The sequence below is a fragment of the Maribacter arenosus genome, from assembly GCF_014610845.1.
Taxonomy (GTDB): Bacteria; Bacteroidota; Bacteroidia; order Flavobacteriales; family Flavobacteriaceae; genus Maribacter_A; species Maribacter_A arenosus.
In genome coordinates this window covers 92,082-104,103 of the sequence record NZ_JABTCG010000006.1, presented here as the reverse complement: position 1 = coordinate 104,103, position 12,022 = coordinate 92,082, and the positions used below count along the sequence as shown (strand labels likewise).

Below are 12,022 nucleotides of genomic sequence, written 5' to 3'. Positions count from 1 at the left end.
AAACGAAGCGAAAGTAGACTGGAATTGCCCAGTAGGAACTGCTTTAGCATTTTTTAGACCGATAATTCGGCTTTCGAGGTTGCAATCAGACAAATCTTTCCTCTTATGATTGAATGCAAAAATACGTAAATAGTCATGAAATAAAAATTTTGTCCACATAATGTTACGCTTGTATTTCAACCTATATATTTTTTCAAACTCGATATACTTTGTATATTGTCATGCATTACTTTTGCAGTACCCTAACCATAAAAACACATTACCTCATGCACATTGCAGTTGCTGGCAATATAGGCGCCGGAAAGACGACTTTAACTAGATTACTGGCAAAACACTACAGGTGGGAAGCCCATTTTGAGGATGTTGTTGACAACCCTTATCTAGATGATTTTTACAATCAGATGGAACGCTGGAGCTTTAATCTTCAAATATATTTCTTAAACCACCGGTACCGACAAGTACTCAAGTTTAGGGAAAGTGGTAAAAACATCATTCAGGACCGAACTATTTATGAGGATGCCTATATATTTGCGCCAAACCTTCATGCCATGGGTTTAATGACCAATAGGGATTTCAAGAACTATTCCAGCCTGTTTGAATTAATGGAAAGTTTGGTACAACCTCCCGATCTTTTGATTTATTTGAGAAGTACCATCCCTAATTTAGTGAACCAAATACATAAACGAGGCCGAGAGTATGAAAATTCAATTTCAATTGATTATCTAAGTCGATTGAATGAACGTTATGAGGCTTGGATCCATGGGTATGGGAAAGGGAAGCTTTTAATTGTCGACGTTGACCAGTTGGACTTTGTCGATAACCCTGAAGACCTTGGTGAAATCCTGAATAAGATCGACGCCGAGATCCATGGATTATTCTAATTAATTCACTTTATGATAAATTGCCTACTTGCCAGCACATCAACACTTTATGGCGGCCAGTATCTAGATTATTTATTTGATGCCCTTAAGGATTTATACCAAAATACCAACGAGGTTCTTTTTATTCCGTATGCGAGGCCAAGTGGTATTTCCCACAAGTCGTATACGGATATAGCTGCTAAGGCATTTAATCAAATAGGGAAAAAAATAGTAGGCGTCCATACTTTTGAAAATCCCATTGCAGCTTTAGAAAAAACACAGGGTATTTTTACAGGGGGCGGTAACTCTTATGTTCTTGTCGATAACCTATATAGATTTGGCCTCATGGACAAATTACGGGAAGTAATTATCACTGGGACTCCATATTTGGGCACTAGTGCTGGCAGCAATATTGCCGGGCCAAGTATTAGAACCACCAATGATATGCCCATTGTCTACCCGCCAAGTTTTGACACTTTAGGAATTGTCCCCTTCAGCATTAACCCACATTACCTCGATCCTGACCCAGCGTCGAAACACAAAGGTGAAACCCGGGAAACCCGCATTAAGGAATTCCATGCATTCAATACCACTCCTGTAATTGGTTTAAGGGAAGGAAGTTGGATTCGGGTCCAAAAGAATGAAACTACCTTATTAGGAGGAGGTCTTAGTGCTTGGATTTTCGAAAAAGACAGGGATCCATACGAGCTACCTGTCGGGTCCTCATTGGGTTTTTTAAAATAGAATATCCCTCTTATTTTCCTATGGAACCAATTATCAATATCATCACCTCTTAAATTCCCTCTTTGATTGACGGCTTTCACTCATTTAGAAGCCAGGTTAACTCATTCTCCGTTTTCCAAGAACACAATAAGCCTTAGATTTAAGATAACATTCAACACGCCTAGAAACTGGCCATATCAATTCCGGATATTGATGTAATGGACTTGCCAATAAAATGTATAACCCTGCCTTTACAATATATAGGCGCAAACTTTTAAAAGATGAAACCCAAGAAGTATCCAAAAAAAGATTTAAACAAGAACAGTGGACTCTATTTTGTAATAGGACTAATCCTCGTCATGGTATTGACCTATGTGGCATTTGAGTGGAAAAGCTATGAAAAACCCGATCAATATACCGAGCGTATGAATAGGCCCGATGACAATCTAATTGAAGAACTCCCACCAATGATTATATTCAAGACACCACCACCTCCACTTATGATCACGCCCTCGATTTTAGAAATAATACCGGATGAGGAAGATAAACCGGAAACTGATTTTGATGTGATCGAACCAGATCAAGAAACCGAGATAATCGAAATCGATGATATTCCTGACGTCGAGGTGGAACCTGAAATTAATGTTAATTGGATATCCATAGAAGAGGTTCCTGTTTTTCCCGGTTGTGAAGATGAAAAGGACAAAAGAGCCTGTTTTCAAAAAATGATGAACAAGCACATCAATAAAGTCTTTAGATACCCAGAAATCGCCCAAGATATGGGAATCGAAGGTAAGGTTTATACTCAATTTACGATACAAGAAGATGGAAATATCGGGGGAATATTACTTCGAGGTCCAGATAATATTCTAGAGAACGAAGCTGAGCGTATTATCAATAAATTACCAAAAATGACACCTGGAAAACAAAGGGATAGAAATGTGAAAGTAGCCTTTACAATTCCCATCAATTTCAAATTGCACTAGCCTTCAATTGGTATGATGTAAAAAAACCCGCTACATTGAATAGCGGGTTTTTTTAAAAAGTTGAGTTTGTGATTTAGTTTTCCTCTTCTTCAACAACTTTTTCAATCACTTTCTTTACTTTGATGTTAACATCGGAAGCATCCCCTTTAAAGGCTTCCACTTTGGCCAACACTTCTTCTTCGGTTCCCGCGAAAACTTCTTCGTTGACAATTTCTTTACCATTTTCAGTTGTAGTGGTCGTAACTGTCGCCTTAACTGTACCATCTTCGTTCTTCTTCATTTCGACCCTTACTTCTTTCTGAACTTCTTTTGCGACCATTTCAGTAGCAGCCTTTTGTGAATTATATGCAGTCATTGCATCTGAAGATAATGCTATACTTGGCGCAATTACCAATGCCACTACTGACATTAATTTTAAAAGAATGTTCAATGAAGGACCTGAGGTATCCTTAAATGGATCACCAACAGTATCGCCTACCACAGCTGCCTTGTGTGCATCCGTACCTTTTCTACCATCGGACTCAATCATCTTTTTGGCATTGTCCCAGGCGCCACCGGCATTCGATTGGAAGATAGCCATCAATACACCCGCAGAAGTAACACCCGCCAATAGACCCCCTAACATTTCGGCACCACCGATAAATCCTACCGCGACAGGCACAGCAATAGCCAAAAGGCCCGGCAATACCATTTCCTTAATAGATGCTTTGGTAGAGATGTCGACACATTTATCATATTCGGCATAGCCATCAGCAGCATCAAAAATAGCACGTTGCTCTGGAGTCGCTTTTGACATATCAGAATCCACAGCCCGCATAACTTCCAAAGCCGCTTTCAATTGTGGAATATCCCTAAATTGACGTCTTACTTCTTCGATCATCGCCATGGCCGCACGACCTACAGCATTCATTGAAAGGGCAGAGAATACGAAAGGAAGCATTGCACCCACAAGAAGTCCAGCCATAATAGTAGGCTTGGAAACATCGATAGAAGTTACGTTTGCAACTTTCATAAAAGCAGCGAACAAAGCCAAAGCTGTTAAGGCTGCAGAAGCAATAGCAAATCCTTTACCGATGGCCGCAGTCGTATTACCTACCGCATCCAACTTATCTGTACGCTCACGAACTTCACTTGGCAATTCCGCCATTTCGGCAATACCACCAGCATTATCGGAAATTGGCCCGTAAGCATCAACAGCCAATTGAATCCCTGTATTTGCCAACATACCTACAGCGGCAATTGCAATACCATACAAGCCAGCAAAATGATGTGAAATCAAAATAGCGGCAGCAATCAATAATATAGGAATCATGGTAGACATCATACCTACCCCTAAACCTGCAATAATGTTCGTAGCAGCACCGGTTTCGGATTGTCTTACAATAGAGGTCACAGGCTTTGTTCCCGTTCCTGTATAATATTCAGTTATTTTCCCGACCCCTAAGCCCGCCACTAAACCAGCGAGTGTTGCGAAAAATACGCCATTAGCCGTATAATTTACCCCTGTGTATTCCCATACTTCAGGAATCATGGCAGTAATGATAAAGTATGAGGCAATTACCATAAGTAAGGCAGAACCAAATTCACCAATATTTAATGCGGTTTGCGGATTTCCACCATCTTTAACCTTAACAAAGAAAGTTCCTATGATAGACATGACAATACCAACGGCAGCCAAAACCAATGGAAGATAAACAGCGCCCAATCCTGCAAAATCAGGAGTGATGATAAATGCACCTAAAACCATAGTTCCTATAATAGATCCTACATAAGATTCGAATAAATCGGCCCCCATACCTGCAACATCACCTACATTATCCCCCACGTTATCAGCAATTGTAGCGGGATTTAAAGGATGATCCTCAGGAATACCGGCTTCAACCTTTCCTACCAAGTCAGCACCAACATCAGCAGCCTTGGTATAAATACCACCACCAACACGAGCGAAAAGTGCAATGGAAGAAGCCCCTAAAGAGAATCCTGAAAGTACGTTCAATACCATACCTAAATTATCTGCGCCCGGCCAAATATTTTGATAAATCATAAATAGTCCGCTTAGGCCTAAAACACCTAGACCAACAACGCCAAGACCCATTACAGACCCACCTGCAAATGCAACTTCAAGGGCTCTACCTAAGGAAGTTCGAGCAGCTTGGGTGGTTCTAACATTTGCTTTTGTCGCAACCTTCATACCAATAAATCCAGCCAAACCAGAACAAATGGCCCCAACTATAAATGAAACAGCAACCATACCATTTGAACCTACTTCATTAGATCCTTTTAAGTACAGTAGAATAGCCACCGCAATCACAAATACTGCAAGTATCTTATATTCCGCTTTAAGAAATGACATTGCGCCATCGGCGATGTTCTTGGCGATTCTCGCCATTTTTGCATCACCTACTTCTTGTTTTGATACCCATATGTTTTTAATAAACACGAATAAAAGAGCCAATACACCAAAGGCTGGTAAGAACTTTACGATTAAATCCATTTTAGTTAGTTATATAAGGTTTTTATAAAGGTTGCAATGTAGTAAAATCATATAGATTAAAAAAGCGGCCTTTTAATATAAAAGCCGCTTTTCTTATAATCAAATAATCTACACTAAATAGTGAAAGTGCGCTTCTTCTTATGCTCACTCATTTCGTAACGTTCAACACTCTCATGATAAATTTCGACTGCCTCTTTGGCATCTCCCCAACCACCAACATCGACCTTCTTCTTCTCCAGATCTTTATACACTTGAAAGAAATGTTCTATTTCCTTTAATCGATGTGGATTAATATCGGAAATGTCATTTCTTTCGCTCCATATGGGATCGGAGATGGGTACACATATTATTTTTTCGTCAGGACCTTTCTCATCGGTCATATGAAAAACACCAATGGGTTTTACCTCGACGACGACCATAGGAAATGTCGGCTCTGTACACAAAACCAAAACATCTAAAGGATCCTTGTCCAAAGCCAAGGTTTCCGGAATAAACCCGTAATCCCCGGGATACATCATCGAAGAAAACAAGGTACGGTCAAATCGTATTTTATGCAGGGTAAAGTCGTATTCGTATTTGTTTCTACTGCCCTTGGGTATTTCTATTAAAACGTCAAAGGTGATGGTTGGATTTTTGCTCATAATTCTATTTTTTATGGATGGCAAAGATATTGAAAAGAATGGATTCCCTATTCAACGATGTCTAAAATACCTTAAAAATGGAAGCCGAATTCACCTGTTACACTAAAAGGCCTTGCATCAGGATTGTCTAGGTAATTGCCCCTGAAGTTAAAATCTATCCTAAAAAATTTGAGAATATTGCCTACACCTACAGAATATTCCCAATATATTTTGTCATTAGGAGCCTGTAACATAATATTCGTTGGACTGTTTAACGCTATATTTTCCGTTGATAAATCACCCCAAACACCCCTAAGCCCAACGAATTCCCTTAAATTCAATTTCCGCAATAATGGTATTCTTGAGAAAATACGTCCATTAAAATTATGCTCCAAATGAACAGAGGCATAGGTATCCGTAACGAACTCATAAAAATCGAGATTAGGGAAGGTATTGTATATGGTGAACAAGGTCTGGTTTCCGGGAACAACGTTAAGTAGGCTTAAAGGAACCTCACCAAAGGTCTTTCCCAATTCAACGGTACTGTAAAGGCGCCCAAGGCCTCCCAATTGCCAAGGTTGACTATAAGAAAACTGTAACTTACTGTAATTAAAATCACTTTCCAAGAACCCATCCAAACCTTTGGTATAATTCAATAGTAGTGTACTATAGGTGTCATTGATATTTCTTCGTTCAACCCCGTAGCCGATGGTTCTTTTCCCTGGGGTATATACGATCATTGTATTCACATCGAACTGTTTCACCTCTGATGAAATACCCGTAGGTAATTCAGGATCAATATAATCTAAACTAAATGCGTCAGGCAAAGCCGAACTAATAGTTCTTAATGAACTCCCCACCCTGACCTTAAAATTGGTTATAGGTTCAATTTCCAAATTGAACGTACTCAGATTAATATTGGAAAGTCTATCATTGGAACCTACCGTAAAAACAGAAGACGAGGCAATACTGCGCCCAAGTACATCATTCGTAGACGTTAGGCTAAGACCCAATTGTTCTACATCACGACGATTGCCTCCCGAGATGATCAATCGGCTTTTTTTGTCTAACAACCATTTTGCTGAAAATCCGTGTTTCGCTTTTTTATCCATAAAACCATAGGCCACATACCCTTCTAACCTCCAAGGGTCATTTTGACCAAAATAGGTCCTTGCACCACCACGTAGGCGAATACCTTCTGCATCATTATAGCCGAATACGCTATAAACATCCCCTATATCGAGATTCCATTTATCGATTTCGATATAGCCTGAACCTAGAATACTTGCGATATTATAGAACGATTTAAATTTGGGAACGGTCTTGAGGGTATCTAACAATTTATAGATCCCTTTTTCATCCTTGTTCAAGGATTCCAATCTACTATTCTGCCAAAAAATACTGTCCCTATTCAACACCAAAGGATCAAATTCGTTGCTTTTGGTCTTGTAGAACTCCTTTGGTTTTGCAATATCGAACTGATAATCTCCATAAACCGTGGTCCGTTTACCATACACCCCTTTGGATTCTTCCTTTTTCTTAAAGCTAAAATCGGTAAGCATATAATCCCTTTTCAATAGAAAGACCGAATCGCTCACCACTTCGAAATCTTGCTCAATATAAATCTCCTTTACCCAGTTGATATTGGCGCTCTTTGTTACTTCAAGATTAATATTCTTAATAGCGTATGTAGTATCGTTGACCCAAAAATCACCTTTGAACGTTAGTTCGTTTTTACGTCTAGGATAATAGGTGATATTATAACACCATTTATTGTCGATAAAGGCACTATCCCTCAATATATAATTATACGTATCGATACCCGTTCGGGACAAGGGACTTGTAAAACTCTTATCAAAGAATTTCAGGTAATTATTATAAACATCGTAATCTTGGTACAGATCCTCTATAAAGGCAATTATAGCCTGATTACTTTCAAATCCGGAGTTTTTATTTCCAAGCACGTCTTCCTTTTCTACATTCGCAATGTTGTCCCCATATACTTTTGAAAACGTCTCGTTCAAAAAAATCGGCAAGTATGTCTTTCCTGTTATTCGGGAAGTATCAAGGTCTTTGAAAACAAACTCCAATCCCCTGAATATCTTCCTTTTCATTAAAGCGCTATCAATGGTATTCAGGTCAAACTCAACCTTTTCGTACTTGTCATATTGATATTGTTTGAATTTTCTTAATCCATTGACCCGTTTTTTGGCCCAAATTTTACGAAGTATGTCAATGGCAGGATTATTCTTCTTTGATTGCTTGCCGCCGAAGACAATCACTTCTTTCAACTGCTCGGTATTTTCTGACAAGGAAATTTTCATATTATAGTTGACTTTGGAAGTCAGTGGAATATCCTGCGTATTAAAACCCATAAAAGAAATTTCGAGGTATTCGTAGGTGTTATCGGATTCTAAATAAAAATTTCCATTTTCATCCGTAGTAGTCCCTTCGGTGGAGTTTTTGAAAATGACATTTGCAAAAGCCACAGGTTCACCTTCTTCATCAAAAACCGTACCTCCTACCTTTGATTGCGCCAACACAATCATATTAAAAAGCAACAAAAAAGGTAATAGCAATCTATTCATCTAGGACTGGTGTTCAAAGTGCTGTTACAAAAAAAGGAGTTGTACCATTAAAATCAAAAGCTTCGTCAACACTTGGTCGGCGAAGCTAAATTACCTTTACAAATTGGTACTACTTATTTATATAACACTTTTTTAACTGCATTAATAACATCTTCATGGTTTGGCAGCCATTCCGCCAATAAAACTGGGGAATAAGGTGCTGGAGTATCAGCCGTATTTATTTTTTGGATGGGTGCATCCAAGTAGTCAAATGCATTTTTTTGCACATGGAAGGTGATTTCGGTTGCTACATTGCCAAAAGGCCATGCTTCCTCCAAAATTACCAAACGATTGGTTTTCTTTACGGAATTTAAGATCGCCTCATAATCCATAGGCTTTACCGTACGTAAATCGATAATCTCGCAACTTATGCCTTCTTTGGCCAATTCATCGGCGGCTTTATCCGCTTCTTTAATAATCTTCCCAAAAGAAACTATGGTCACATCAGTGCCTTCCCTCCTGATATCGGCTACACCTAAAGGAATGGTATACTCACCTTCGGGAACTTCACCTTTATCACCGTACATTTGTTCAGATTCCATAAAAATAACGGGATCATTATCCCTGATGGAAGACTTCAACAATCCTTTAGCATCTGCAGGGTTGGAAGGTACAACTACCTTTAAACCCGGACAGTTCGCAAACCAACTTTCAAATGCCTGTGAATGCGTCGCACCTAATTGACCCGCGGAACCTGTTGGCCCACGGAAAACGATAGGACAATTGAACTGCCCACCAGACATTTGTCTGATTTTCGCAGCGTTACTTATAATTTGATCAATACCGACCAATGCAAAGTTAAAAGTCATGAATTCAATAATTGGTCTATTACCTACTAATGTAGAACCCACACCAATACCTGAAAAACCTAATTCTGAAATCGGGGTATCGATGACACGCTCAGGACCAAATTCATCCAACATTCCTTTTGATGCCTTATAGGCGCCATTGTACTCTGCAACTTCCTCGCCCATTAAATATATGGACTCGTCATTTCTCATTTCCTCTGACATGGCCTCTGCGATAGCTTGCCTAAACTGTAGTGTCTTCATTTACTGATTTTATTTAATTATCCCTACGGACAAAAACGAAAGCAAAAATAGCAAATTATATGTCAATTTAATGGGTCAATGTTTCAAAAAAAGTAAGAATGTTATTATGCGTGCATAGTATTTTCTAAAAAGATTACTTATCTTAGCAGCATTCTATTAAACACCTGAAAATAGTTCGTTTATGAAGATATTAGTTTGTATTAGCAATGTACCAGACACCACCTCAAAAATCAATTTTACAGAGGGTGACACCAAATTTGACACTAATGGAGTTCAATTTGTGATAAACCCAAACGACGAGTTTGGGCTTACACGCGCCATGTGGTTTAAGGAGAAACAAGGCGCAATAGTACATGTAGCCTCAGTTGGCGGTTCCACTGCAGAACCTACCATTCGCAAGGCACTTGCCATTGGCGCCGATGAAGCCATTAGGGTAAACGCCGAGCCTACCGATGGCCATTTTGTCGCCCAACAATTGGCTGCAGTTGTCAAAAATGGCGGGTATGATCTGATTATTGCTGGAAGGGAATCCATTGACTACAATGGCGGTATGGTCCCTGGTATCTTAGCTACTTTGTTGGACATGAATTTCGTAAACATGTGTATCGATATCGAGGTTGACGGCAACAATGTACAGGCTTCACGTGAGATTGATGGAGGAAAGGAAAAAATCAAGACCACATTGCCATTGGTAATCGGTGGGCAAAAAGGACTGGTACAGGAAAGTGATTTACGCATCCCGAACATGAGAGGGATCATGATGGCCAGGAAAAAGACTTTGAATGTCGTTGAACCGATTGAGGCCACCGTTGCCACTTCCGATATTAAGTTTGATAAGCCAGCGCCAAAAGGCGCGGTGAAATTGGTCGATGCAAACAATGTCGAGGAATTGGTACAGCTATTGCACAACGAAGCCAAAGTGATTTGAACCTACTCCTAAACAAGCTCAGTTAAAAAATAAAAATTATGTCAGTATTAGTCTATACAGAATCAGATAGTGGTAAATTCAAAAAGAACGCTTTTGAAGTTGCCTCCTATGCCAATGCAGTTGCCAAACTTTTGGGCACTACTGCAACGGCCATTTCAATCAACGCCAATGAAAATGAAAGCCTTGGTCAATATGGCATTTCTAAGATATTGAATGTTTCAAGCGACCAATTGAAGACTTTCAACGCAAAAGCCTATACCAAAGCCATTACCCAAGCAGCAAAGCAAGAAGGAGCCAAGGTCATTATTGTCAGTTCAAGTTCGGATACGAAATTCCTTGCTCCCATAGTGGCCGCTAAATTAGAGGCCGGTTATGTTTCCAATGTAGTAACCGCACCTGAAAGTGCAAATCCATTTACAGTAAAGCGCACCGTATTCAGTAATAAAGGTTATGCCCATACCCAAATCCATACGGATAATAAGGTCATAGGCTTATCTAACAATTCTTTTGGGCTGGTTGAAAATAAAACTTCCGTAAGTATTGAAGATTTTTCCCCTGAATTAAACGATTCTGATTTCTCAACCAAATCAATAGAGGTTGATAAAGTCGTTGGCAAGACTTCTATTGCGGATGCCGATATTGTGGTTTCGGGAGGGCGAGGTCTGAAAGGACCTGAAAATTGGGGCATGATCGAGGAGTTGGCTGATATTCTCGGAGCCGCCACGGCTTGTTCCAAACCCGTATCGGATATGGGTTGGAGGCCCCATAGTGAACACGTGGGACAAACGGGTAAACCAGTGGCCAGCAATCTCTACATAGCCATTGGTATTTCAGGAGCTATACAACACTTGGCAGGAGTAAGTGCCTCAAAAACCAAAGTAGTTATCAATACAGATCCAGAAGCACCATTTTTCAAAGCTGCAGACTACGGTATTGTTGGCGATGCCTTTGAAGTTGTGCCTAAACTCATCGAAAAATTAAAAGAATTTAAAGCTCAAAACGCTTAATTTTTGTTAATTTGCGCCTCTAAGGGGCTGTTCAGTTAATTGGTCATGCCTTTTAATTTGAACAGCCCTTTGTGGATTATTACGACCTATGAGTTTAGTACGATTAAAAATTAAGGGGATTTCCTATAGCCAGACGCAGAATGGTGCCTATGCCCTAATTTTGAACGAGGTTGACGGTGACCGCAAACTTCCGATTGTCATTGGAGCGTTTGAGGCACAATCCATTGCTATTGCACTTGAAAAAGAGATAAAACCACCTCGGCCTTTGACACATGATCTTTTCAAGAATTTTGCAGATCGCTTTGATATCGTCATCAAACAGGTTATCATCCATAAATTGGTAGATGGGGTTTTTTACTCCAGTATCATCTGCGAAAGGGACAAAATCGAGGAAATTATCGATGCCAGGACTAGTGATGCCATTGCGTTGGCCCTTCGTTTTAACGCCCCTATATTTACCTATAAGACCATTTTGGACAAGGCCGGGATATTCTTGAAGTTTTCGTCAAAGGATAGCGAAAAAACCGAAAAAGATGACAGTATCATGGTCGATGAAATATTACAGGAAGGGGAAACCGTGGAAATCGATCAAGGTGCTACCGATGCGTTTACCGAATTGACCATTGATGAATTGAAAAAAGAACTGGAAAAGGCAGTGGCCAACGAGAACTATGAAAAGGCTGCCAAGTTAAGAGACGAGATTTCCAAAAGAAATTAACCTAAAT

General features: G+C 39.7%; 10 protein-coding genes. 6 read left to right on the top strand and 4 right to left on the bottom strand.

The annotated features are described in order from the left end of the window. Positions 1 to 266: 266 nt before the first annotated feature. The 3 genes from HPE63_RS16360 (at position 267) to HPE63_RS16350 (ending at position 2,569) form a co-directional block, all read left to right on the top strand. A complete protein-coding gene (locus HPE63_RS16360) occupies positions 267 to 881 on the top strand; it encodes a deoxynucleoside kinase (protein ID WP_188315384.1) in 615 nt (204 codons plus the stop codon). A 12-nt stretch (positions 882 to 893) separates the two neighbouring features. Then, the gene (gene pepE, locus HPE63_RS16355; protein WP_188315383.1) at positions 894 to 1,604 is read left to right on the top strand and encodes a dipeptidase PepE; all 711 of its coding nucleotides are present in this window, start codon (positions 894 to 896) and stop codon (positions 1,602 to 1,604) included. Positions 1,605 to 1,864: 260 nt separating this feature from the next. Then, complete coding sequence (locus HPE63_RS16350; RefSeq protein WP_188315382.1) at positions 1,865 to 2,569, top strand: energy transducer TonB; 705 nt, start codon at positions 1,865 to 1,867, stop codon at positions 2,567 to 2,569. A 73-nt stretch (positions 2,570 to 2,642) separates the two neighbouring features. Here HPE63_RS16350 and HPE63_RS16345 read toward each other — a convergent pair whose 3' ends face one another. The 4 genes from HPE63_RS16345 to HPE63_RS16330 form a co-directional block, all read right to left on the bottom strand. Beyond that, positions 2,643 to 5,063, bottom strand: a complete 2,421-nt coding sequence (locus HPE63_RS16345; RefSeq protein ID WP_188315381.1) for a sodium-translocating pyrophosphatase — start codon at positions 5,061 to 5,063, stop codon at positions 2,643 to 2,645. 113 nt (positions 5,064 to 5,176) lie between these two features. After that, complete coding sequence (locus HPE63_RS16340; protein WP_188315380.1) at positions 5,177 to 5,704, bottom strand: inorganic diphosphatase; 528 nt, start codon at positions 5,702 to 5,704, stop codon at positions 5,177 to 5,179. Positions 5,705 to 5,775: 71 nt separating this feature from the next. Beyond that, complete coding sequence (locus HPE63_RS16335; RefSeq protein WP_188315379.1) at positions 5,776 to 8,271, bottom strand: DUF5686 family protein; 2,496 nt, start codon at positions 8,269 to 8,271, stop codon at positions 5,776 to 5,778. 113 nt (positions 8,272 to 8,384) lie between these two features. Further along, entirely contained in the window at positions 8,385 to 9,362 is a 978-nt protein-coding gene (locus HPE63_RS16330; protein ID WP_188315378.1) for a pyruvate dehydrogenase complex E1 component subunit beta, read from the bottom strand. Between the two features lie 181 nt (positions 9,363 to 9,543). Here HPE63_RS16330 and HPE63_RS16325 point away from each other — a divergent pair, with 181 nt between their 5' ends. The 3 genes from HPE63_RS16325 to HPE63_RS16315 all read left to right on the top strand — a co-directional run bounded on the left by HPE63_RS16325 (position 9,544) and on the right by HPE63_RS16315 (position 12,015). Further along, positions 9,544 to 10,290: an electron transfer flavoprotein subunit beta/FixA family protein gene (locus HPE63_RS16325; protein ID WP_188315377.1), complete on the top strand. Its 747-nt coding sequence runs from the start codon at positions 9,544 to 9,546 to the stop codon at positions 10,288 to 10,290. Between the two features lie 38 nt (positions 10,291 to 10,328). After that, a complete protein-coding gene (locus HPE63_RS16320) occupies positions 10,329 to 11,297 on the top strand; it encodes an electron transfer flavoprotein subunit alpha/FixB family protein (protein WP_188315376.1) in 969 nt (322 codons plus the stop codon). An 88-nt stretch (positions 11,298 to 11,385) separates the two neighbouring features. Continuing rightward, the gene (locus HPE63_RS16315; protein ID WP_188315375.1) at positions 11,386 to 12,015 is read left to right on the top strand and encodes a bifunctional nuclease family protein; all 630 of its coding nucleotides are present in this window, start codon (positions 11,386 to 11,388) and stop codon (positions 12,013 to 12,015) included. The last annotated feature ends 7 nt before the right edge of the window (positions 12,016 to 12,022 follow it).